We start from the raw sequence: 23,614 nt of genomic DNA, 5'->3' as shown, positions 1-23,614 counted from the left end.
CCATTGGGGTGGGTGTGGCGGTCAGTCCTGGGCCGGCGAGCGGGGTGGGCTGATGGTGGTCCGGGGTGTCCTGCGCTGCGAGGAGGTGCGGATGATCAGCTCGGTCGGGACGACCTGTTCCACGGGGCGTCCGGTGTCGACCCCCTCGATCGCGTCGATCAGCAGCTGTACGACGGCGGTGCCGATCCGGCGGGGTTTGAGGGAGAGGGTCGTGATGGGCGGTTCGGTGTTGGCGTAGACGGTCGACTCGCTGCAGCACACGAGGAGCAGGTCCTCGGGCACGCGCAGGCCGTAGCGCCGGGCGGCGGCGAGCAGGTCGGTGCCGTTGGGGTCGAACAGCCCGTAGACGGCGTCCGGCCGGTCGGGCCGGGCGAGCAGGCGGTCGGCGGCTACGGCGCCGGCGCACGGGTCGTGGGCGGGGTAGGACTCGTAGACGGGATCCTGGCCGACACGTTCGCACCAGTTCAGGTAGGCGGTCGTGGAGAGCCGGGTGTAGGTGTCGGTGGTGGTGCCGGTCAGCAGCCCGATGCGGCGGGCGCCGGCGGCGGCGAGGTGGTCGAGCAGGCCCAGGACGGCGGCCTCGTGGTCGTTGTCGACCCAGGCGGTGACGGGGAGGGTGCCTGCCGGGCGGCCGTCGGAGACCACGGGAAGGCCCTGGCGGACCAGCTCGCTGACGACCGGGTCGTGGTCGGAGGGGTCGATCACGACGGTGCCGTCGAGGGCCACGTTGGACCAGACGTCGTGTCGTGAGGTGGCGGGGAGGATGACGAGGGCGTAGCCACGGGCCAGCGCGGCGGAGGTGGCGGCCCGTGCCATCTCGGCGAAGTACGCGAATTCGGTGAAGGTGAAAGGTTCATCCCCGTACGTGGTCACGGTCAGGCCGATGAGGCCGGACTTGCCGGTACGGAGGGTTCGGGCCGCCGCGGAAGGGCGGTAGCCCAGCCGGTCGGCGACCTCGCGGACGTGGCGGCGGGTGGCGTCCGGCAGCCGCCCTTTGCCATTGAGCGCGTCGGAGACGGTTGTGATGGAGACGCCCGCCGCGGCGGCCACGTCTCGAATGCCGGCCCGGCCCTGTCGGCCGCCGACCCGCCGGGTGCTCTCGGTCCGGCTCACCTGATGCTTCCCTGCTGCTGTCATGGCGAGCCGATATTAGGGCTCTGAGGGGTGGGCGGTCCGGGTGCATATGCACGCGTTGACAGGCACGTTTCTGCATGGTTCGCCACCCTCAATGACCTTGGAATTGAAGGTATTTGGTGGCTGAGGGTGATGGTGAGGCTTGTCGGTGGGTAGGAGCATGCCAAAACGGAGCCGCTTCTGGCCGCTCTCAACTCACCTGCACGAGGGACGCGCGCCACGGCGCGGGCCACCGGCGCGCGCATATATGCGCGCGCTCCCCCAGTGTTCCTGGCGCCCGCCATTCTCGGATCGGCGGAATCCTCATAAGGTGAGCAGTATTGAGTCGACGGAGAGGTCGGCGGGACGGTCGAGGAGGACCTGCGGTGAGCGAGAAGAGCCCGAAGCTGCGCGCCGAGCTGGACGGCATTCCCACCTACAAGCCCGGCAAGCCCGCGGCCGGGGGCGGGGCCGTCGCGTTCAAGCTGTCCTCGAACGAGAACCCGTACCCGCCGCTGCCGGGGGTGCTGGAGAGCGCGGTCGCCGCGGCGGGCCGGTTCAACCGCTACCCCGACATGGCGTGCACCGGTCTGGTGAACGAGCTGGCGGAGCGCTTCGGGGTGCCGGTCGAGCACATCGCCACGGGCACCGGCTCCGTGGGCGTGGCCCAGTCGCTGATCCAGTCGACGGCCGGCCCGGGCGACGAGGTCATCTACGCCTGGCGGTCCTTCGAGGCGTACCCGATCATCACGCAGATCTCGGGCGCGACGTCCGTACAGGTCCCGCTGACCGACGGCGACGTGCACGACCTGGACGCGATGGCCGCGGCGATCACCGACCGGACCCGGCTGATTTTCGTCTGCAACCCCAACAACCCCACCGGTACCGCGGTGCGCCGTGCCGAGCTGGAGCGGTTCCTGGACCGGGTTCCCTCGGACATCCTGGTCGTGCTGGACGAGGCGTACCGCGAGTTCGTGCGCGACATCGATGTTCCGGACGGCATCGAGCTCTACCGCAACCGCCCCAACGTCGCCGTGCTGCGCACCTTCTCCAAGGCGTACGGCCTCGCCGGGCTGCGCGTCGGCTTCGCGGTGGCGCACGAGCCGGTGGCCGCCGCGCTGCGCAAGACGGCGGTGCCCTTCGGCGTGAGCCAGCTCGCGCAGGACGCGGCCGTGGCCTCGCTGCGGGCGGAGGACGAGCTGATGGGCCGGGTCGGGGCTCTGGTGGGCGAGCGTGCGCGGGTTCACGCCACGCTGCTGGCCCAGGGCTGGACGGTCGTCCCGGACACGCAGGCCAACTTCGTGTGGATGCGGCTGGGAGAGCGGACGGCCGAGTTCGCGGCGGCCTGCGAGAAGGCCGGTGTGGTGGTCCGGCCCTTCGCGGGCGAGGGCCTGCGGGTCACGATCGGTGAGACCGAGGCGAACGACCTCTTCCTGCACACGGCGGCGGCGTTCTTCAAGGAGCTGTAGGGAAGGCAGGAGCGGTGGGGGACCGCGGGGAGCCGGGGTCCTCAGACCAGTTCCACGCGGATGGGGTCGCCGTCGCGGATGGTGGCAAGGAGGCGGGGGTCGCCGTCGAACGAGCCGAGCACGTTGCAGGGGCTCGCCAGGCGGCTCTCGCCTCCGCGCGATATGGGCGTGGGGCCGTAGGGGAGCGCGAGTGCGTCGCCCTCGGTCCAGAACGCGACCGTGCCGGGCTCGACGACCTGCCGGGCGTCGTCCTCCAGGGCCACGGAGACCCCGGTGTCGAAGTAGACCTCCTCGCCCCAGGTGTTCGCGGAGGCGGAGATCGGGAGGGCCGAGGCCAGCGCCTTGCTGGTCGGGGTGTCGTCGAGGGTGGCGGTGAGCAGGCCCGCAGGCCATGAGATTCGAATCTGCATGGCACATTCAACAATCTGTTGAATTCTCTGGCTAGAGGGGACCCCGGCTGAAAGCCGTCGAAACGGGTGCGCCATAATGCTTGTGAATGTGAACGCGTTCACAAGCGTGTCCTGCTTCCTCCTGTTATGGGGAGGAACCCGCCAGGCAGACTGCCCGCTGTGACCACGGCGACGACAAGGAGAAGACGACGTGGACCTAGCTTTGGCGCCTGAGACATTGGCGCGCTGGCAGTTCGGCATCACCACCGTCTACCACTTCCTCTTCGTTCCGCTCACGATCTCGCTGGCCGCGCTGACCGCCGGCCTGCAGACCGCCTGGGTGCGCACGGAGAAGGAGAAGTACCTCAGGGCCACGAAGTTCTGGGGCAAGCTTTTCTTGATCAATATCGCGATGGGTGTCGTCACCGGCATCGTCCAGGAGTTCCAGTTCGGCATGAACTGGTCCGACTACTCGCGATTCGTCGGCGACATCTTCGGCGCGCCGCTGGCCTTCGAGGCGCTGATCGCCTTCTTCTTCGAGTCGACCTTCATCGGCTTGTGGATCTTCGGCTGGGACAAGCTGCCGAAGAAGATCCACCTGGCCTGCATCTGGATGGTCTCCATCGGCACGGTCCTGTCCGCCTACTTCATCCTGGCGGCCAATTCCTGGATGCAGCACCCGGTCGGGTACCGCATCAACGAGGAGCGGGGCCGGGCGGAGCTCACGGACTTCTGGCAGGTCCTCACCCAGAACACCGCGCTCACCCAGTTCTTCCACACCATCACGGCCGCCTTCCTGGTCGGTGGCGCGTTCATGGTCGGCATCGCCGCCTTCCACCTCGCGCGCAAGAAGCACATCCCCGTGATGCGCAGCTCGCTGCGGCTCGGCCTGGTAGTCATGATCATCGCGGGTCTCGGCACTGCCATCAGCGGCGACCTGCTCGGCAAGGTCATGTTCAAGCAGCAGCCCATGAAGATGGCCGCGGCCGAGGCCCTCTGGGACGGCGAGGCGCCCGCCCCCTTCTCCGTCTTCGCCTACGGCGACGTCGAGAAGGGCCACAACAAGGTGGCCATCGAAATCCCGGGTCTGCTCTCCTTCCTCGCCAACGACGACTTCACCTCCTTCGTCCCCGGCATCAACGACGTCAACAAGGCCGAGCAGGAGAAGTTCGGCCCCGGCGACTACCGGCCCAACATCCCGGTCGCCTACTGGGGATTCCGCTGGATGATCGGCTTCGGCATGGCCTCCCTCGGGATCGGCATGCTGGGGCTGTGGCTGACCCGCAAGCGCTTCCTGCTGCCGCCGGCCCTGCGCACCGCTGAGGACGAGGTCCCCCATCTCGTCCTCTTCAAGAAGGCGCTCAGCCCCCGGTGGGCCCGGATGTACTGGCTCGTCGCGCTCTGGACCATGTGCTTCCCGCTCATCGCCAACTCCTGGGGCTGGATCTTCACCGAGATGGGCCGCCAGCCCTGGGTGGTCTACGGCGTCCTGCGCACCCGGGACGCGGTCTCGCCGGGCGTGTCCCAGGGCGAGGTGCTCACCTCGATGATCGGCTTCACCCTGCTCTACGCCGTGCTCGCGGTGATCGAGGTCAGGCTCCTCGTGAAGTACGTCAAGGCCGGTCCCCCGGAACTCACCGAGGACGACCTCAACCCGCCCACCAGGATCGGCGGGGACCACAAGAATCCCGACCGGCCGATGGCCTTCTCGTACTGAGGCTGAGGAGACCACACCATGGAACTTCACGACGTCTGGTTCGTACTGATCGCCGTCCTGTGGACCGGCTACTTCTTCCTGGAGGGCTTCGACTTCGGAATCGGTGTCCTGACCAAGCTGCTCGCCCGCGACCGCAAGGAGCGGCGGGTCCTGATCAACACGATCGGACCCGTCTGGGACGGCAACGAGGTCTGGCTGCTCACGGCGGGCGGCGCCACGTTCGCCGCCTTCCCGGAGTGGTACGCCACCCTCTTCTCCGGCTTCTACCTGCCCCTCCTGCTCATCCTGATCTGCCTCATCATCCGGGGCGTCTCCTTCGAGTACCGCCACAAGCGGCCCGAGGAAAGGTGGCAGACCAACTGGGAACACGCGATCTTCTGGACCTCGCTGATCCCCGCGTTCCTGTGGGGCGTGGCCTTCGCCAACATCGTTCGCGGAGTGAAGATCGACCAGGACATGGAGTACGTCGGCAGCCTCTTCGACCTGCTCAACGTCTACTCGATCCTCGGCGGCCTGGTCACCCTCACCCTCTTCACCTTCCACGGAGCGGTCTTCGCCTCGCTGAAGACCCTCGGGGACATCCGGGACCGCTCGCGCGCGCTGGCGACCCGGCTGGGTGTGGTGACGGCCGTGCTGGCCCTCGTCTTCCTGATCTGGACCCAGGTCTCGCGCGGTGACGGCTGGAGCCTGATCGCCATGGCCGTCGCCGTGGTGGCGCTGGTCGCGGCCCTCGGCTGCAACCTGGCCGGCCGGGAGGGATGGTCGTTCGCCCTGTCGGGGATCACCATCGCGGCGGCCGTCGCGATGCTCTTCCTGACGCTGTTCCCGAACGTCATGCCGTCCTCGCTGAACGACGCCTGGAGCCTCACGGTCACCAACGCCTCGTCCACCCCGTACACGCTGAAGATCATGACCTGGTGCGCGGGCGTCGCCACCCCGCTCGTCATGCTCTACCAGGGCTGGACCTACTGGGTGTTCCGCAAGCGCATCGGTACGCAGCACATCGCCGACGCGCACTGACCCCGCGCCCGGTCCCCGGGGCGCCCGTATCCGACGGACGGCCCGGGGACCGGTTCCTGCCTGACCCTGCCGAGGGGATGTTTCACGTGAAACCGATCGACCCGCGCCTGCTGCGGTACGCCCGCTCCACCCGCCTCTTCCTCGGGGCGGTGGTCGCCCTGGGGCTCGCCGGGGCCGGGCTGGTGGTCGGTCAGGCCATGCTCATCGCCGAGATCGTGGTCGGCGCCTTCGAGAAGGGGCTCGACGGTGCGGCGCTGCGAACGCCCCTGCTGCTGCTCGCGGCGGTGGCGCTGGGGCGCGGGCTGGTCGCCTGGCTCACGGAGCTCGCCGCGCACCGGGCCAGTGCGGCGGTCAAGTCGGAGCTGCGGGGCCGGCTGCTGGAACGGGCCGCGGACCTCGGGCCGGGACGGCTCGACGGTCACCGCACCGGTTCGCTGGTGGCGCTGGCCACCCGGGGCGTGGACGCGCTCGACGACTACTTCTCCCGCTACCTGCCCCAACTGGGGCTCGCGGTGGTGGTCCCGGTGGCGGTCCTCGCCCGGATCGTCACCGAGGACTGGGTGTCGGCGGCCATCATCGTGGTCACCCTGCCGCTGATCCCGCTCTTCATGATTTTGATCGGTATGGCCACCCAGAGCCGGATGGACCGCCAGTGGCGGCTGCTGTCCCGGCTCTCGGGGCACTTCCTGGACGTCGTGTCGGGGCTCCCGACGCTCAAGGTCTTCGGCCGGGCCAAGGCGCAGGCCGAGTCGATCCGCTCGATCACCGACGACTACCGCCGGGCCACGATGCGCACGCTGCGCATCGCCTTCCTCTCCTCGTTCGCGCTGGAGCTGCTCGCCACCCTTTCGGTCGCACTGGTCGCGGTCACCATCGGCATGCGGCTCGTGCACGGGGATCTCGACCTGTACACCGGCCTGGTGATCCTGATCCTGGCGCCGGAGGCCTACCTGCCGCTGCGGCAGGTGGGGGCGCAGTACCACGCGGCCGCCGAGGGACTGGCCGCCGCGGAGCAGATCTTCGAGGTGCTGGAGACCCCCGCCCCCGCGTCGGGCGGCGGGGCGCCGGTGCCCGCCGACGGGCTGCGGATCGAGTTCGACGCGGTCGAGGTCCGCTACGACGGGCGGAGCGCGAGCTCGCCCGGACCGGTGTCGTTCGCCGTCGCGCCGGGCGAATGCGTGGCCCTCACCGGGCCCAGCGGGGCGGGCAAGTCCACCCTGCTCCACGTGCTGCTGGGCTTCGTGACGCCGACCGGCGGGCGGGTCCGGATCGGGGACGCGGACCTGGGCGCGCTCTCCCTGGAGCAGTGGCGGGAGCGGCTGGCCTGGGTGCCGCAGCGCCCGCACCTGTTCGCGGGGACGATCGCCGAGAACGTACGGCTGGCACGCCCCGGGGCTCCTGACGAGGCCGTGGAGGCCGCGCTGCGCGACGCCGGGGCATGGGAGTTCGTGTCGGCCCTGCCGGGCGGGACGCGGACTCCGCTCGGTGAGGGCGGGGTGGGCCTGTCCGCCGGCCAGCGCCAGCGACTGTCCCTGGCCCGGGCGTTCCTCGCGGACCGGCCGGTGCTGTTGCTGGACGAACCGACGGCCGCCCTGGACGGGGGGACCGAGGCCGCCGTGGTGGAGGCCGTACGCCGTCTCGCGGTCGGGCGGACCGTGCTGCTGGTGGTGCACCGGCCGGCGCTGCTGGCCGTGGCCGACCGGGTGGTGCGGGTCGGCGAGGGGACTCCGGTCCTGCCCGCGGACCGGGTCCCGGCTGTCGTGAGCGCCCCGCGGGGTCCGGCGGCGGCCGATCCCGGGGAGTGGATCCTGGGTGCGGCGCCCGAGGCGGACGCGGTCGCCGGGGGCGGCGACTCCGGCGGCGGTGACCCGCTGCGCCGGGTGCGGGCGGTGGCGTCGGCGTGGCAGGGCCGCTTCCGGCGCGGGCTGCTGCTGGGTGCGCTGGCCGTCGGTTGCAGCGTCGGCCTGATGGCCGTGTCGGGGTGGCTGATCTCCCGGGCCTCGCAGCAGCCGCCGGTGATGTACCTGATGGTGGCCGTCACGGCGACGCGTGCCTTCGGTATCGGGCGGGCCGTCTTCCGCTACGCCGAGCGGCTCGTGTCGCACGACGCCGTGCTGCGGATGCTCGCGGATCTGCGGGTCGCGGTGTACCGCCGCCTGGAGCGGATCGCGCCCGCCGGACTGCGGGAGCAGAGGCGTGGGGACCTGCTGTCACGGCTGGTCGCGGACGCCGACGCCCTCCAGGACTACTGGCTGCGCTGGCTGCTGCCGGTCGGCACCGCGGTACTGGTCGGCACCGGGTCGGTGGCGTTCACCGCCTGGCTGCTGCCCGAGGCCGGGGCCGTGCTCGCGATGGGACTGCTGCTGGCCGGCGTCGTGGTGCCGCTGGTCAGCGGGGCCTGCTCGCGGGCCGCGGAGCGGCGACTGGCACCCGCGCGGGGCGAGCTCGCCACCCGGGTGGCCGACCTGCTGACCGGGACCGCCGAGCTCACCGTCGCCGGAGCCCTGGCCGACCGGAAGGGCCGGGCGCGGGAGAGCGACGGCGTGCTGACCCGGATCGCCTCGCGCGGGGCCGCCGCCACCGGACTCGGCAGCGGGCTGTCGGCGCTGGTGTGCGGGCTCACGGTGGTGTGCGCGGCGCTCGCGGGTGCGGGGGCCGTCGCCTCCGGACGGCTGTCCGCAGTGGCCATGGCGGTGGTGGTGCTCACCCCGCTCGCCGCCTTCGAGGCGGTCAGCGGGCTGCCGCTGGCGGTCCAGTACCGCCAGCGGGTGCGCCGTAGCGCGGAGCGGGTCTACGAGGTCATCGACGCGCCCGTGCCGGTCACCGAGCCGGCGGAGCCGGCCGAGCCGGCGGCCTCGCCCTTCCCGCTGCGGCTGACCGGACTGGCCGCCCGCCACCCGGGCCAGGAGCGGGACGCGCTGCACGGGCTGGACCTGGCCCTGGAAGCGGGGCGGCGCATCGCGGTCGTCGGGCCTTCGGGCTCGGGCAAGACCACCCTCGCCCAGGTCCTGCTGCGGTTCCTGGACCAGCGCGAAGGCGGGTACACCCTGGGCGGTGTCGACGCGCGCACCCTGGACGGCGACGACGTGCGCCGCTTCGTGGGCCTGTGCGCCCAGGACGCGCACCTCTTCGACAGCTCGGTCCGCGAGAACCTGCGTCTGGCCCGGACCGGGGCGAGCGAGGAGGAACTGCGCGGGGCCCTCGCCGCGGCCCGGCTGCTGGAGTGGGCGGACGGGCTGCCGGACGGGCTGGACACCCTGGTCGGCGAGCACGGGGAGCGGATCTCCGGCGGACAGCGCCAACGGCTCGCACTGGCGCGGGCGCTGCTCGCGGACTTCCCGGTGCTGGTCCTGGACGAGCCGGCCGAACACCTGGACCTGGCGACCGCAGACGCCCTGACGTCCGATCTGCTGGCGGCGACCGAGGGCCGGACCACCGTGCTGATCACGCACCGGCTGGCCGGGCTGGAGGCGGTGGACGAGGTGCTCGTCCTCGACCGGGGAACGGTCGTCCAGCGGGGTGCCTACGCCGAGCTGGCGGCGGTCGAGGGCCCGCTGCGCGGGCTCCTGGACCGGGAACGGGAGGCGGACGGGGCGCTGGCCGAGTTTCACCTTGCTGACTTTCCCTCCTAAACGGGACTAACTAGTCTCAAGGGCATGTCAGCGCAGGAGTCTCAGGAACCACCGGACCCGACACGGGGAACGCCGGACCCGTTGGAGGCCGCCACCCGGGCCACCCGCAGTCTGCAGGGGCTGTCCACAGAGCTGACCGCCCGGGTCCCCCAACTCCTGGAAGCCATGCGCTCGGTCGGTACCGGGCTCGAACTGCACTCCACGCTCGACCGCATCTGTGAGACGGCCGCCGAGCTCGCCGACGCCCGCTACGCCGCGATCGGCGTCGTGGACGTCGAGGGCCGCGGTCTTTCGGACTTCGTCACCTACGGCGTCAGCGCCGAGCTGGCGCGGAAGATCGGGAACCGTCCGGACGGGCGGCGGGGGCTGCTCGGTGCGCTGATCTCCCATCCGGACACGGTGCACCTCGCCGATCTGACGAAGGATCCGAGGTCGGCCGGGTTCCCCGCACACCACCCGCCCATGAAGACCTTCCTCGGGGTGCCCATCCGGGTCCAGGGCGAGATCTTCGGCAACCTCTACCTCGCCGAGAAGAACGGCGGCGGCGAGTTCAACGACTACGACGTCCACATGGTCCGGGTGCTGGCCACCGAGGCGGGCATCGCCATCGGCAACGCCAGGCTGTACGAGGCCGCCACCCAGCGCGAGCGGTGGATCGACGGGTCGGTGGCCGTCACCACCGCCCTGCTGTCGGGCGGGGACGCGGACGACGCCCTCGCGGTGGTCGCCGAACAGGCCCGCCGACTGGCCGACTCCGCCGCGGGGATCGTGATGCTGCCCACGGAGGAGGGCGGGATGGAGATCGTGGCCGTCTCCGCCGAGAACCCGGCGACCTCGCTCGGCGTGGTCATCCCGGCGGACAGCCCGGTGGTGGACAGGCTGCTGCGCGGTGAGCCCGTGTTCGTGGAGGACGCCGCCGGCGACCCGCGCACGATCAGTCGGTTCACCAGCCAGTACGGGCCCTGCATGATGCTCCCCCTGCACAGCGGTGGCCGGGTCCTGGGCGCCCTGGTCACCCCCAGGGCCCGCGGCAAGAGGCCGTTCACCGAGGCCGAACGGACCCTGGCCACGCAGTTCGCCTCACAGGCCGCGCTCGCGCTGATGATGGCCGAGGCACAGCGTGACCGGGAGCGGCTCGCGGTGTTCGAGGACCGCGACCGGATCGCCCGCGACCTGCACGATCTGGTCATCCAGCGGCTGTTCGCCACGGGGATGATGCTGGAGGGAGCCCAGCGGCGGTCCATCGTTCCGGAGGTCCGTGACGGAGTGGGCAAGGCCGTGGACGAGCTGGACGTGACGATCCAGGAGATCCGGACCGCGATCTTCGCGCTCCAGCAGGGCCCGGCGGAGGCCCCCTCCGGGCTGCGCACCCGGGTGCTGAGGGAGATCAACATGGCCGCCGTGCCACTGGGCTTCAAGCCCGCGCACCGCTTCCTGGGCCCGATCGACGCGGTCGTCGGCGAGCTGGTCGGCAAGAACCTGATCGCGGCCCTGCGCGAGGCCCTGTCGAACGCCTTCCGGCACGCGGAGGCCTCCCGCATCGAGGTGGTGCTCGATTCCACCGTCACCCTGGACGACGGCCGGCCCGGAGTGCGGCTGGAGGTCGCGGACGACGGGGTGGGCATCGCGGAGGGCGGCCGGCGCAGCGGCCTGCGCAACCTGCGCCGCAGGGCCGAGTCGCTGGGCGGCACCAGCTTCTACGGGCCCGGCATCGGCGAGGACGGCGGCGGGACGACCCTGGTGTGGGAGGCCCCGCTCTAGGCCGTGCCGTCGAAGTGGCGCCCGGCCCGCGACTCCAGGCCCTGCCCGGTCAGCCCGCGGAGCGTTCGGCGAGGATGCGCTCGATGACGACGGCGACCCCGTCCTCGTTGTTGGCGACCGTACGGCCCGACGCGGCCGCGATCACGTCCGGGTGGGCGTTGCCCATCGCGTACGAGGTGCCCGCCCAGCGGAGCATCTCCACGTCGTTCGGCATGTCTCCGAACGCGACCACCTCGGCGGGCGAGATACCGCGCTCGGCGCAGCACCGGGCCAGGGTGCTGGCCTTGGACACGCCGAGCCCGCTGATCTCCAGCAGGGCGGTCGGGCTGGAGCGGGTGATCGAGGCGTAGGCGCCGGCGGCTGAGCGGGCCAGGGCGAGGAACTCGTCCGGTGCCAGTTCGGCGTGGTGGGCGAGCAGCTTCAGCACGGGTGCTGCCGTGTCCTCGGGCTCCTCGTGCAGCAGCTTCTCGGCGGTGGCGACCGTGGCGCCAGGGCTCTCGAAGAACGGCGGATAGGCCGGTTCGTAGTTGATGCCGGTGGTCCGCTCGACCGCGAAGGAGGTACCGGGGGCGGCCTTCCGCAGGGTTTGTACGACCGTCAGTGCGGTGGCCCGGGGCAGCTCCCTGACCTGCACGAACTCTCGGTCGGCGTGGAGGTCGACGACGGCGGCGCCGTTCGCGCAGATCGCCAGGCCATGGCCCTGGACGTGATCGCTGACCACGTCCATCCAGCGGGCCGGGCGGCCGGTGACGAAGAAGACCTCGATCCCGGCCTCCTCGGCGGCGGCGAGCGCGGCGACGGTGCGGTGCGAGACGGATTTGTCGTCGCGCAGCAGGGTTCCGTCGAGGTCGGTGGCGATGAGCCGGGTCACGGAGGTTGGCCCGTCCGGGCGCTGGGGAGCCGAGGTCACCGCTCCATCTTCGCCCATGGTCCCCGGCGCCCAGGCCAGACGGTGCGCAGATGTTTCACGTGAAACACGGCGACGGGGACCTGGAGTGGCGGGGCGCGCGGTGCGGAATGTGCGGTTGGTGCGGAGGCGCCCGTAGGCTCGAACGCATGAGTCTGCGTCTGAGCACTGTCATCCTCCCGGTCCGTCCTTGGCACGAGGGCGGGCGTGACCAGTGGGAGCGGGCCGAGCGGCTCGGGTTCCACACCGCCTACACCTATGACCACCTGACCTGGCGGACCTTCCGCGACGGCCCCTGGTACGCGGCCGTGCCCACCCTGACCGCTGCCGCCGCCGTCACCGACCGGCTCCGGCTGGGCACGCTGGTGACCTCGCCGAACTTCCGGCACCCGGTGACCCTGGCCAAGGACCTGATGACGCTGGACGACGTCTCCGGCGGGCGCATCACCCTCGGCATCGGCGCGGGCGGCAACGGCTTCGACGCGTTGGCGCTGGGCCAGGAGGAGTGGAGCCCGCGCGAGCGGGCGGACCGCTTCGCCGAATTCGTGCCGCTGCTCGACCGGCTGCTGACCGAGAGCGCCCTGACCCACCACGGCACCTTCTACTCGGCCGTGGAGGCCCGCGGCATCCCCGGCTGCGTGCAGCGTCCGCGGCTGCCGTTCGCCGTGGCCGCGACCGGCCCGCGCGGGGTGAAGCTCGCCGCGAGCCACGGTCAGGCCTGGGTGACAGCCGGTGACCCGAAGGTCTTCGAGGGGACGCCCGACCAGTCGCTGGAGGCCCTGCGCGGCCAGGTGGGCAAGCTGGAGAAGGCCCTGGCGGAGATCGGGCGCGAGTCCGACACCATCGAGAAGGTCCTGCTGACCGGCTTCACGCCGGAGCGCGGCACCATGCTGGAGTCGGTGGACGCGTTCGTCGACTTCGCGGGCCGTCATCGCGAGCTGGGCTTCACCGAGATCGTCATCCACGCCCCGATCCCGGACTCCGACTTCGCGGCCGACGAGGCCGTCTTCGAGCGGATCGCCACCGAGGCGCTCGCCCAGCTCGACGCCTGACGAGAGCCGGCGGACCGGCCGGGACGCGCCGCGTGGCGGGCCCGGCCGGGCCGGTCGTGTCCTAGGCCGTCAGGTGTGTGACGACCCGCTCCGCCTGCGGCAGCAGCCACTCCGGAGCGGTTCCCTCGGGCAACGCCCCGACCTCCTCGATCAGCGCGGCGATCCGGGCGGCGCCCGCCGCCGGCCGTCCCAGCTCCTGATCCGTCCAGGCGGCGTTGTTCAGGCACTGGAAGCGTTCCTGGAGGTACGCGGACCCGAGCGCGGAGTAGAGCGCGGCCGCCCGCTCCCAGAGCCCGACCTCCTCCAGCCGCAGCGCCTCGATGCCCGCCGCGCCCAGCGTGCCCCGGGCCGGGGAGCCGCCGCTTCCGTCCCGGCCGTCCCGGCTGTCCTCGTCCCCGTCTTCGTCCTCGTCGGGGAGTTCGGCACTGACCCGCCGGTCCAGCACCTGTGCCAGCTGGTGCCAGGTCTGGGCCAGCTCGGACCGCAGCTCCGGATCCTCCGGGTCCAGGGCCAGGGCGCCCTCCAGGACCCCGGCCGCCTCGTCCATCCGGGTCCGGGCGGCGGCCGTCGTCACGTCCGTGACAGCCTCGCGCAGCCCCAGCCAGGCCAGCGAACGCAGGATCCGGGCCTCGGAGACGACGGCATCCCCGGTCAGTCGGCGCAGTTCCAGGGCGCGCTCGTAGGCGGCGACGGCCTCCTCGGCCAGACCGGCGTCGGAGAGGCAGTCGGCGGCCGCCTGGGCGAAGCCCGCCTGCGGACGCGGGTCCTCCCACCCCTGCACCAGCTCCGCCGCCAGCAGGAACTGCTCCGCGGCGCCCCGCGCATCGCGCAGCTCCCGCAGCAGGTTGCCCAGGAAGTCCCGCGCCGAGACGGCCTGGCCCTCACCGTGCTGGAGCAGGTCGGCCAGCGTGGACTGGAGCACCTCCGCCGCGTCGGCGGTCCGGCCCTCACCGGCGTAGGCCCGTGCCAGCAGCAGCCGGGCCTGGGCGCCGCCCTCGGAGGTCAGGCCGGCCTGGTCGAACCAGTGCGCCGCCGTGAGGGCGTGCTCGGCGGCCTCCGCCGCCGAGCCCCGGCGCAGCAGCACGTCCGCGAGGGTGATCCGTACGATGCCCTGCTGCTCGGCGTCGACGACCTCGGCGGCGTGCTCCAGGGCGGACCGCGCCGCCTCCTCGGCCTCCTCGGTCCGCTCCAGGGACACCAGTACCCCGGCCCGCAGCACGAGCGGGTCCACGGCCTCCCACGGACGGTCGGCCTCGACCACCCGGGCCGCGGCGGAGGCGAGCAGGGGCAGGGCCCGGTCGGTGTCGCCCCCGGAGAGTGCCAGCCGGCCCAGCATCTCCTCGGCCTCGGCGGTCAGGTCCGCGAGGTCCGGGCCGTAGGCGGCGACGAACGCGCCGAGTTCGGCCACCAGCACCTCGTGGCCGTGCTCCTCCCCGTGCCCGTGGCCGTGCTCCTCCCCGTGCCCGTGGTCGTGGTCGTGGTCCTGCGTGCGCGTGGCCTCGACCGTGCGCAGGTACGACTCCACGCGCATCGAGGACAGCTCCGCGAGCGCGATCCGCCGGGTCCGCAGCGGTTCGTCCGCATCCAGTGCCTCGGCGGCGCGCAGGGCGGTCGCCAGCAGTTCCCGGACCCGTCCCGGCTCCTCCCCGGACTGGGCGGCGGCGGTCGCCAGCCGGAGCTCGGTGAGGGCCACGCGCTCCGCCAGTCCCAGCGCCCGGTACCGGTCGCGGACGTCCGCCAGCAGCTGCGGCGCGTCCTTCGCGCCGGCCCGCGCGGCGGCCAGGGCCTGCTGGTCGGCCACGTCGGCGGTGACGAGCGGGTCCGCCTCCGAGGCGGGCAGGGCGCAGACCCGTACGGCCACCTCCGTCCACAGGGCGTCCGCCCCCGGGTGACCCGAGTCGCGAGCGGTGCGGGCCTGCTCCACGAGGGCGTCGAGGCCGGCCCCGGGGGCCTCCGGCCGGGCCGGGGCCGCGGGCGGCGCGGGGGTCACCGGCACGGCCCGGGGCAGTCCGGCGCTGCGCACCCCCAGCGGGAGGACGTCGAGCAGCGGTTCCCGCCCGATCCGTTCGCGCAGCTCGTCCGAGACCCGGCTGCTGCCGTTGCGGGCGTCGAAGCGGGCGGCGATCGCCAGGGCCTGGCCGTGGAGGATCCCGTACAGCTCGTCGACGGTGCGCGGGGTGCCCTCGTAGGGGACGGACAGGTCCGCGCCGTGCCCGAGCCGGTTCAGCCGGCGCAGCAGGACGAGCGCCCCGCCGAAGAACTCCATCTGGGTGTCGACGTCCGCGAGCGGGACGAGGTGGACGGCGTGTTCGGAGAGGATCTCCAGCCCGCGGGCCTCGTTGCCGGTCAGGGCGCAGAACTCGATGTGCTCGCCGATGGAGCGCAGCAGGCTCTCCTTGCCCCGGGCCAGGCGGTATCCCCGCAGGTGGTGGGAGCGGGCCTCGTCGGCGCGGCCGAGCCGTACGAGGGGCAGCAGTGAGCGCGCGAGGACCCGGTGCGGCTCCTCCATGCAGGTCTGGCCGCCGCCGAGGACCGGCTCCCAGACCTCGATCGCCTTCGCGTCCTCGCCCCGGTCGGCCCAGAACCAGCCCTGGGTGTGGGTCTCGCAGGCGCGGCAGTCGCTCATGGCGTCGCGGTCGGCGGCACGCCACCGGGCGATGGCCCGTTCGGCCCGCTCGCGGTCGCCGGTGGCGTGGGCGAGGTAGAACTCGGACTGGCGCACGGCGCGTTCGCTGTACCCGGCGATCCGGTAGCGCCGTTCCATGTCGTCGAGCCAGCGGGTGACCGTCTCGATGGGGATCTCGGGGGATTCGACGATCCGGCCGGCCACCCACTTGAAGCGCCAGAACAGGGCGTGGGCGTGGCCGCTGTCGAAGCCCGTGGGGTCGCGGTCGTACTCCTGGAGGAGGCGGGCGAACGGGATGACCATGCGGGTGCGTTCGGCGCTGTACTCGTAGGCGTCGATCTGGGTGATCAGCGCGTGGCGGAACAGCGCGGGGTCCCCGCTGACCTCGGCGGCCGCGGTGAGGGCCTCGGCCTGCGCGTTGCGGGCCGCACCGTGGGGCAGGCCGCGGTTCTGCTGCAGTCCCTGCCGGATCTCTTCGTTGGTCATGGCGGTCACTTGCCGTCCTCCTGGGCCGGGATGGAGTGGGTCGCCCATTCCAGGAGCCCGAGGAAGGCCCGGTTGAGCAGGGTGGAGTCCGCCGGGCGCAGGGGCCGCTGGGACATCAGCAGGGCCTGCCCGTAGAGGGATTCGACTGCCGTGCCGGTCAGGGTGGGGTCGGGGAGGCCCGCGATGCGCCTGATGAGCGGGTTGTTGTGGTTGAGGACCAGGCGGGCCCGGGGGCCGGAGCCGCGCAGGGAGCCGAGGATGCCGCTCCACAGGGAATCGGCGTTGTCGAGCGCGGCCGTGCGGTCGCGTTCCTGGCGGGCCTGGCGGTCGTCGAGGTAGAGGGCGGGGACGGCCACGGGCTGGAAGGCGCGCAGCACCACGTCGCAGCTCTGGGACTCCAGGCGGGTGCGGGCGGTGGCCAGGAAGCCGGCGAGGGCCAGTTCGACCTCGGTGGCGACGGGGTCGAGGCGTTCGGTGACGGCTCCCGCGTCGAGCTCGGTGACCTTGAGGTCCGGGCGTACGGAGGGCAGCAGTGCCAGCAGGTCGGCGTCGTAGGTGTAGCCGGCGTTGATGACGCCCAGGCCGTGGGCCGCCGCGATCGGGGCGATCTGGCGGAACTCCTCGACGGTGCKGGTGAAGTGGATGTCGGCGTGGGCGGCCGCGAACTCCTCCAGACTCATCGAGCCGTCGCTGGTCTCGAAGGGCAGCCAGGGCAGCATCAGTGCGAGCAGCTGGGCGTCGTGCCTGGCCAGCGACTTCACGCCGAGGTGGTGGACGCTCAGGAAGGTTGCCAGCCGGTCGGGTTCGCCGGCGGCGAGCTCGGCCAGCCAGGCCCGGACGCGGGCGCCCAGGGCTTCGCGTACGGCGGCCAGGGTCTCGTCGTCGTAGAGGTTCTCGCGGGAGGCGGTGGGGCGCAGGGTGTCGGTGTCGAGGACGACGCGGACGAAGAAAGCCCAGTCGGGCAGCAGGTTGTCGGCCTGGTCGGTCAGCAGCATGCCCTTGAGGTGGACGCGGTGTCCGGCCCGGTGGGCGGGGCTGGTCGGTTCGGGCAGGACGTACGCGACGCCGCGGATCCCGGCGACCGGCAGGTCGAGGTCGATGCTGTCGAGGGGGGTGAAGCCGAAGAGGGCGGCGCAGTGTCCGGCGAGCGCGACGCGGCGGGCGGCCGGGGTGGGGAAGGCGCGGTCCCACACGGCGGGCCGGTCGGTGACGGGGCGCGGGGCGCCGAGTCCGTCGTCGAAGGTGATCTCGTAGGGAAGGAGGGATCCGTAGTCGCGGGCGAGCCGCTCGACCCTGGCGGGTTCGGTCCACTCCTCGGCGCCGGGGCGGGCCTCCAGGTGGACGGTGGTGCCGGGCTCGGGGCGTGCCTCGTGGGGCAGTTCGCGCACGGTGTACGAGCCGTCGTCCGTGGCCAGCCATTCCACGGGAGCGGCCAGGGGGTCGCGGGCGGAGCGGGTGACGACCCTGATCTGGCGGGCGACGACGAAGCAGGCGAGCAGGCCGATGCCGAACTGGCCGAGGAACTCCTGACGGGTGGTCTCCAGGCCGCGGATGTCGGGGTCGGTGCCGTTGCCGCCGCGCTTGGAGCTGCGGCCGATGGTGGCGAGGAGGGAGTGGGCCTCGGCGGCGGTCAGGCCGATGCCGGAGTCCTCGATGGTGACGCGGCCGGCGGACGCGGACAGGCTGATGCGGACCCGGGCGCCGGGTTCGTGGGCGTGGCGGGCGGTGACGGCGTCGACGGCGTTCTGCAGGAGTTCGCGGACGTAGACGCGGGGGCTGGAGTAGAGGTGGTGGGAGAGCAGGTCGACCAGGCCGCGCAGGTCGACCTGGAAGTTGTTGACCTCGGCCCCGGTCGTGGCTCCGGTCGCCGCGGTGGCTTTCGTGCCGCCGGGGAGGTCCGGTGAGGAAAGGGAGTCGGACGTCATGGAGTGTCACCTCGCGTGGTCACAGGGATGGTCGGTGATCGCGAGGTGCCCCCCTCACTGATCCCGGAACGAGAACAGATTAGGGGGATGATCCGACAGTCTTCCCGTGAATTCCCGCTCGTCCGCTCCTACTTGTCCGGGCCTATCGGAAACGCAGGAATTCCGGAGGTACGGCGTCCGCCAGCCACACCCCGTTGGCGCTGATGCGGAATACGTGCCCGGCCGCGCGCATCGCGCCGGCGTCCACCGTCAGCACCACGGGCCGGCCCCGGCGCGCCCCCACGCGCGTCGCCGTCTCGCGGTCCGGTGACAGGTGCACGTGGTGGCGGGCCATGGGGCGCAGGCCTTCGGCGCGGATGGCGTCCAGGGCCGTGGCGACGGTGCCGTGGTAGAGGTGTGCGGGCGGTTCGGCCTCCGGCAGGCCCAGGTCCACTGCCACCGTGTGCCCCTGGCTGGCCCTGATGCGGGTGCCGTCGACGGCGAAGCGCTGCTTGTCGTTGGAGGCGACCACGTGGTCGAGTTCGGCCCGGGTGAAGCGGAATCCGTGGGCCGCGGCGGCGCGCAGAAGATCGTCGATCTCCACCCACCCCTGGGTGTCGAGCACCAGTCCGATCCGTTCCGGCTGATGCCGCAGGTGTTTCGAGACGTATTTGGACACCTTCACGGTGCGTCTGTCGTCCATGGCCCCAGCTTGCCGCGTCGGAACGGGCGTGGGCAGCGATTTTCGGCCGCCCCATTGAACGCGGACCCCCTCTATCGCGTTTCCAAGGTACGGAATACATTTTCCGCTGAACTGCTGCCCACAGGGAGAAATTATGACAAATAAGGCTTCACTGCTACGGCGCGCGACTGCTGAGCTCATCGGCACCGCGAGCCTGCTCGTGGTGGTGATCGGTTCCGGCATCCAGGCCGCGTCCCTCAGCCGCGACACGGGAGTGGCCCTCGTCGCCAACTCGCTCGCTTCCGCCATCGGTCTCGGGCTGATCATCACCCTCTTCGGGCCGCTGTCCGGAGCCCACCTCAACCCGGTCGTCACCCTGACCGCGTGGTGGGCCCGTCGCACCGGCGGTGAGGGGCTCGACGTCCGGGAGGCCCTCGTCTACGCCACCGCCCAGACCGCCGGGGCCATCGGCGGGGCCGTCCTCGCCGAGGTGATGTTCGGCCACACCCCCGGGGAGTTCTCCACGCAGGTCCGCGACGGCGGTCACCTGCTGATCGGGGAGATCGTCGCCACCGCCGGCCTGGTCCTGGTCATCCAGGGGCTCGGCCGCATCGGACGGTCCCGGCTGATCCCGTCCGCCGTCGCCGCGTACATCGCCGCCGCGATCTGGTTCACCTCCTCGGGGTCGTTCGCCAACCCCGCGGGCACCGTCGGCCGGGCCTTCAGCGACTCCTTCACCGGCATCGCCCCGCAGTCGCTGCCCGGCTTCGTCGCGGCCCAGCTGCTGGGCGGTTGCGTAGGCCTCGCCCTGGCCACCCTCCTCTACGGACGGGAGCGCGGCACCCGGTCGGCGGAGCGAGTGCAAGCCGCCGGACCGACCGGACCGCTCGCTCCGGACGAGGAGAAACCGGTGGCCGATATCACCCGCCCCGGCCCCGCTCTGGAGGCCGTGGTCTGAGGATCAGGTCGGGTTCCCCACAGCCGAACGGGAGTTGTCCACAGCTGTTTCGGTGGGTTTCGGTGACAAGAGTGTGATTCGCCCTGTGGACTGCTGATCGAGCACTATCGGCCGCCCTTGCTGACCAGATCGTTCATGGTCCGTGCCTGGAGCTCGCGTTCCGTCGCGGCCCGGACGAACTCCGCCACGTGCGCGGACCCCACCAGCTCCTGCACCGCCCGCACCGTCTCGGCGGGCAGGGCCACCGGCGCCGGGCCCGAGGGCTGCGCCCCGCCGGCGGCCCCCAGGTGACGCTGGAGGTGCCGGGTCGCGAAGAGCCGCATCGCCCGCGCCAGCTCGGCGTCCACCGTCTGCTGGGCCAGGGGCCGCAGCCTGCGCACCATCGTCGCCGCCTCCGCCGCGTCCGCGTCGGTCGGCGGCACGTGACCGAGGTAGCGGGCGAAGACGTGCTCGGTGGTGAACTCCAGGAAGCGGGAGGCGATGTGTTCCACCTGCCCGCGCAGCTCGCGCAGGTGTCCGGTGATCGCCACCAGCGGCACCCCGGCCGCGTACAGCTCGGCCGCGACCGCCAGCTCCTGCGGTGACGGCACCAGGAACTCGTCCGGGCGCCCCGCGATCCGTTCCAGCACCCCCAGCTCGCAGGCCTCGTCCACGGCGTCGTCGTCGGGCCGGCCCCCGAACCGCTCGTTGAGGTCGGCCCGGCTGATGCGGGCCGCCTCCTCGTCGGTCCACGGTCCGTGCACCTCGGCCACCAGGCCGAGTACGCCGCCCAGTCCGCGCCCCGCGTCCCAGGCCTCCAGCAACTCCTTGATGGAGGCCAGGGTGTAGCCGCGGTCCAGGAGGTCCGCGATCTGCCGCAGCCGCGCCAGATGCGTGTCCCGGTAGACGTTGGACCGGCCGCGGCGCTCCGGCTTCGGAAGCAGACCGCGGTCCTGGTACGCCCGGATCGTGCGTACCGTCGCTCCGCTGTGGTGGGCCAGATCCTCGATCCGGTACTCCGCTACCGCCTGATCGGACAATCCCGGCTCCCTACGACATGGCGGCTCGCCCGACCGCGCCCGCCGCGGTCCGGGCGGCAGGAGACGCCGCCAGGCACTCGACCGCCCTGCGCAGCGAGCCCTCCTGCGAGGGATGGTACGACCGCCGGAAGGAGCGGGATATGGCCGTGCCCGGCTCTCTCCACGCCGGCCCCGGTTCCCCGGCCCCGGCCCGGCGCCGTCCGTCCCCGCTCACAGCCGGGGCTCCAGCCTCGCGATCCGCCGCAGCGCGCGCGGCGCGAAGCGGGACATCAACAGGGCGCCCTTGGACTCCGGGGTCACCGGTACCACAGCCTGGTTCTTCACCACGGCCAGCAGGATCGCGTCGGCGACCTTCTCCGGTGGGAAGTTGCGCAGCCCGTACAGCCGCGAGGAGCGCTCCTGGCGGCGCTTCTCCTCGGCCGCGTCCACCCCGGCGAACCGCGAGGTGGCGGTGATGTTGGTGTTGACGATCCCCGGGCAGATCGCCGAGACGCCGATCGACTTCCCGGCGAGCTCCGCGCGCAGGCACTCGCTCAGCATCAGCACCGCCGCCTTGGAGGTGCTGTAGGCGGGCAGGGTCCGGGAGGGCAGGTAGGCGGCGGCGGAGGCGGTGTTGACGATGTGGCCCCCCTGGTTCCGCTCGGCCATCTGCTTCCCGAAGATCCGGCAGCCGTGGATGACACCCCACAGGTTGACGTCGAGGACCTTCTTCCAGTCCTCGGAGGTGGTCTCCAAGAAGGAGCCCGACAGCCCGATCCCGGCGTTGTTCACGAGGACGTCGACGATCCCGTACTCGGCGGCGACCTTCGCCGCGAGCTTCTCCATCGCCTGCTCGTCGCTGACGTCGACGCACTCGCCCCAGGCCTCGGCCGCACCGACCAGCCGGGCCATCTCGGCGGTGCGCGCCGCGCCCTCGGCATCCCGGTCCACGGCCACGATCCGGGCCCCTGCCTCGGCGAACGCGAACGCGGTGGCCCGTCCGATGCCGCTGGCGGCGCCCGTGACCAGCACCAGCCGGCCGCCGAACCGGTCGGCGTAGCGGCCGGGGGCCTTCTGCTGCGGTGCCCGCGCGGCCGGTTCCTCCCGTGCGGTCACGAACTCGGAGATCCACGACGCCACCTGGTCCGGCCTGGTCCGCGGGATCCAGTGCTTGGCGGACAGGGTCCGCCGCAGCAGGTCCGGGGCCCACAGCTCCGTGTCGTCGTAGAGCCGCTCGGAGAGGAACGCGTCCCCGGTCGGCACGATCAGCTGAACCGGTACGTGCGCGTAGGCGTCGGTGCGCGGCCGGCGCATCCGCGGCCGGACGTTGTCGCGGTAGAGCCAGGCCCCGTGTGCCGCGTCCTCGCGGAGCGAGGCGGTCGGGTAGGAGCTGTCCGGGAACTTCTCCGTCCGCTGGAGGATCTTCGGCCAGCGCTTGCCGAGCGGCCCGCGCCAGGCCAGCTCCGGCAGCACCGGGGTGTGCAGCATGCCGACGTACCAGGACTTCACGCCCTGGTTCAGCAGCTGGGCGGCCCGCCGCGGGGTCGGCCGCGTCATCCGCTTCTTKATCCAGTGCCCGAAGTGGTCGAGCGAGGGACCCGACATGGAGGTGAAGGAGGCGATCCGCCCTTCGGTGCGGGCGACCGTGGCGAACTCCCAGCCCTGTACGGAGCCCCAGTCGTGGCCGACCAGGTGCACCGGGCGGTCCGGGCTGACCGCGTCCACCACGGCCAGGAAGTCGTCGGTCAGCTTCTCCAGGGTGAAGCCCCCGCGCAGCGGCACCGGCGCCGAGGAGCGCCCGTGGCCGCGTACGTCGTACAGGACCACGTGGAAGCGGGACGCGAGCCGCTCCGCGACCTCCGACCAGACCTCCTTGCTGTCCGGGTAGCCGTGCACCAGCACCACGGTCGGATGGTCCGTCTCCCCGAGTTCCGCGACGCACAGTTCGATGCCGCCGGTGCTCACCCAGCGCTCCCGGGCGCCCGCCGGTGCCGTGCCGCTCATCCCGCTCATGCCGCCTTCTCCTCAGCCCAGCGCCGCACGTGCGGCAGGTCGTCGTCCAGCCAGAACGCGCTCTCCTCGGGGTCCCGGGAGTCGGTGACCACCAGGATCTCCTCGAACTTCGCGCCGGTCCCCCGGAAGCCCAGGTGCGGCTCCACCGCCCACAGGCCGGGCCGCGGCGGGTGGTCGGAGAAGCGGTACGGACTCCACAGCGGGGACCACCCCTCGCGGTGCCCGTGCAGGGCGTCCGAGACCAGTCCCCTGAGGGACTGCGTACCGAACCCGAACGCGGTCGGGGACCAGCGCCGCTCCGCGACGCGGTCGATCTTGTGCGCGATGACGCCGAAGGGGTAGGCCCGGTGACGGTTGGCGTACCCCTGGCGGGTCATCAGCCGCTCGACGTTCTCGTAGATCTCCCGGAGGGAGCGGCGTTCGCGCACCTGCTCCAGGATCAGCTCCCGGTGCGGGCGCAGGTCGGACATCAGCCGGTCCTGCACGGGGTGCAGGCCGAGGCTGCCGGAGTACCCGACGTCGGCCGCGTATCCCCGGTACACGGGGGCCATGTCGAGGATGAACGGCATGCCCGGCTCCAGCTTCCGCCCCGTCGGGAAGAACTGGAGGGGGATCTTGAAGTTCACGAAGGCGGTGCGGTCGCCGAACCAGGCGAAGGGCAGGTGGAACCAGTCCCGCACCCCACGCTCGCGCAGCCAGTCGCGCTGCATCCGGGCCGCCTCGCGCTCGGTCACGCCGGGCCGGAGCTGCGCCGCCACGGTCTCGGCGCATTCGTAGGCGAGGCGCTGGACCTCCCTGAACCCGCGCAGTTCTGCGGAGAGCCCTGCCCGGTCGTGCGCGGTGCGTTGCTTGGTTTCCCCAGCCATGCCAGCCGTCCGTCCTGTAGG

Annotated in this window: 16 protein-coding genes; 7 read left to right on the top strand and 9 right to left on the bottom strand. The window is 72.2% G+C overall.

Going from position 1 to position 23,614, the window contains the following annotated elements; genetic code table 11:
• Positions 1-21: 21 nt before the first annotated feature.
• On the bottom strand, positions 22-1,137 hold the full coding sequence (locus AB4039_RS14430; RefSeq protein ID WP_266840383.1) for a LacI family DNA-binding transcriptional regulator: 1,116 nt from the start codon (positions 1,135-1,137) through the stop codon (positions 22-24).
• A gap of 362 nt (positions 1,138-1,499) precedes the next feature.
• Here AB4039_RS14430 and hisC point away from each other — a divergent pair, with 362 nt between their 5' ends.
• A complete protein-coding gene (gene hisC / locus AB4039_RS14425; RefSeq protein WP_266840384.1) occupies positions 1,500-2,582 on the top strand; it encodes a histidinol-phosphate transaminase in 1,083 nt (360 codons plus the stop codon).
• A 41-nt stretch (positions 2,583-2,623) separates the two neighbouring features.
• Here the strand turns inward: hisC and AB4039_RS14420 are convergent, their stop codons facing one another.
• On the bottom strand, positions 2,624-2,992 hold the full coding sequence (locus AB4039_RS14420) for a cyclophilin-like fold protein (RefSeq protein WP_266840385.1): 369 nt from the start codon (positions 2,990-2,992) through the stop codon (positions 2,624-2,626).
• 190 nt (positions 2,993-3,182) lie between these two features.
• On the opposite strand from AB4039_RS14420, the gene AB4039_RS14415 reads away from it, so the two are divergent.
• The 4 genes from AB4039_RS14415 to AB4039_RS14400 all read left to right on the top strand — a co-directional run bounded on the left by AB4039_RS14415 (position 3,183) and on the right by AB4039_RS14400 (position 11,101).
• Positions 3,183-4,688: a cytochrome ubiquinol oxidase subunit I gene (locus AB4039_RS14415; RefSeq protein WP_266840387.1), complete on the top strand. Its 1,506-nt coding sequence runs from the start codon at positions 3,183-3,185 to the stop codon at positions 4,686-4,688.
• 18 nt (positions 4,689-4,706) lie between these two features.
• Positions 4,707-5,708 carry a cytochrome d ubiquinol oxidase subunit II gene (gene cydB / locus AB4039_RS14410; protein ID WP_266840389.1) on the top strand — a complete coding sequence of 334 codons (1,002 nt, stop codon included), beginning with the start codon at positions 4,707-4,709 and terminating at the stop codon, positions 5,706-5,708.
• A gap of 86 nt (positions 5,709-5,794) precedes the next feature.
• Complete coding sequence (gene cydD / locus AB4039_RS14405; RefSeq protein ID WP_442270880.1) at positions 5,795-9,340, top strand: thiol reductant ABC exporter subunit CydD; 3,546 nt, start codon at positions 5,795-5,797, stop codon at positions 9,338-9,340.
• Between the two features lie 24 nt (positions 9,341-9,364).
• Positions 9,365-11,101, top strand: a complete 1,737-nt coding sequence (locus AB4039_RS14400) for a GAF domain-containing protein (RefSeq protein ID WP_266840393.1) — start codon at positions 9,365-9,367, stop codon at positions 11,099-11,101.
• A gap of 49 nt (positions 11,102-11,150) precedes the next feature.
• Here the strand turns inward: AB4039_RS14400 and AB4039_RS14395 are convergent, their stop codons facing one another.
• Positions 11,151-12,029: a Cof-type HAD-IIB family hydrolase gene (locus tag AB4039_RS14395; RefSeq protein ID WP_266840395.1), complete on the bottom strand. Its 879-nt coding sequence runs from the start codon at positions 12,027-12,029 to the stop codon at positions 11,151-11,153.
• A 128-nt stretch (positions 12,030-12,157) separates the two neighbouring features.
• Between AB4039_RS14395 and AB4039_RS14390 the strand changes: the two genes are divergently transcribed.
• Entirely contained in the window at positions 12,158-13,060 is a 903-nt protein-coding gene (locus tag AB4039_RS14390; RefSeq protein ID WP_266840397.1) for an LLM class flavin-dependent oxidoreductase, read from the top strand.
• Positions 13,061-13,121: 61 nt separating this feature from the next.
• On the opposite strand, the gene AB4039_RS14385 is transcribed toward AB4039_RS14390, so the two are convergent.
• The 3 genes from AB4039_RS14385 to AB4039_RS14375 all read right to left on the bottom strand — a co-directional run bounded on the left by AB4039_RS14385 (position 13,122) and on the right by AB4039_RS14375 (position 18,779).
• Positions 13,122-16,181, bottom strand: coding sequence for a tetratricopeptide repeat protein (locus AB4039_RS14385; protein WP_442270879.1), 3,060 nt, complete (start codon positions 16,179-16,181; stop codon positions 13,122-13,124).
• On the bottom strand, positions 16,178-18,097 hold the full coding sequence (locus AB4039_RS14380) for an HSP90 family protein (RefSeq protein ID WP_442270878.1): 1,920 nt from the start codon (positions 18,095-18,097) through the stop codon (positions 16,178-16,180). Before AB4039_RS14380 ends, AB4039_RS14385 begins: the two co-directional genes overlap by 4 nt.
• A 142-nt stretch (positions 18,098-18,239) precedes the next feature.
• Positions 18,240-18,779 (bottom strand): RNA 2'-phosphotransferase, encoded by a 540-nt coding sequence (locus AB4039_RS14375; RefSeq protein ID WP_266840402.1) that lies wholly within the window; start codon positions 18,777-18,779, stop codon positions 18,240-18,242.
• Between the two features lie 133 nt (positions 18,780-18,912).
• Here AB4039_RS14375 and AB4039_RS14370 point away from each other — a divergent pair, with 133 nt between their 5' ends.
• On the top strand, positions 18,913-19,716 hold the full coding sequence (locus tag AB4039_RS14370; protein WP_266840404.1) for an MIP/aquaporin family protein: 804 nt from the start codon (positions 18,913-18,915) through the stop codon (positions 19,714-19,716).
• Positions 19,717-19,820: 104 nt separating this feature from the next.
• On the opposite strand, the gene AB4039_RS14365 is transcribed toward AB4039_RS14370, so the two are convergent.
• The 3 genes from AB4039_RS14365 to AB4039_RS14355 form a co-directional block, all read right to left on the bottom strand.
• Complete coding sequence (locus tag AB4039_RS14365) at positions 19,821-20,735, bottom strand: MerR family transcriptional regulator (RefSeq protein ID WP_266840406.1); 915 nt, start codon at positions 20,733-20,735, stop codon at positions 19,821-19,823.
• A 210-nt stretch (positions 20,736-20,945) separates the two neighbouring features.
• Entirely contained in the window at positions 20,946-22,718 is a 1,773-nt protein-coding gene (locus AB4039_RS14360) for an SDR family oxidoreductase (RefSeq protein WP_266841769.1), read from the bottom strand.
• A 5-nt stretch (positions 22,719-22,723) separates the two neighbouring features.
• Positions 22,724-23,593 (bottom strand): M24 family metallopeptidase, encoded by an 870-nt coding sequence (locus tag AB4039_RS14355; protein ID WP_266840408.1) that lies wholly within the window; start codon positions 23,591-23,593, stop codon positions 22,724-22,726.
• Between the last annotated feature and the right edge of the window lie 21 nt (positions 23,594-23,614).

The sequence above is a fragment of the Streptomyces sp. M-16 genome (assembly GCF_052114405.1).
GTDB lineage: Bacteria > Actinomycetota > Actinomycetes > Streptomycetales > Streptomycetaceae > Streptomyces.
The sequence above is the reverse complement of the archived record's forward strand: the minus strand, read 5'-3'. Positions and strand labels throughout refer to the sequence as shown.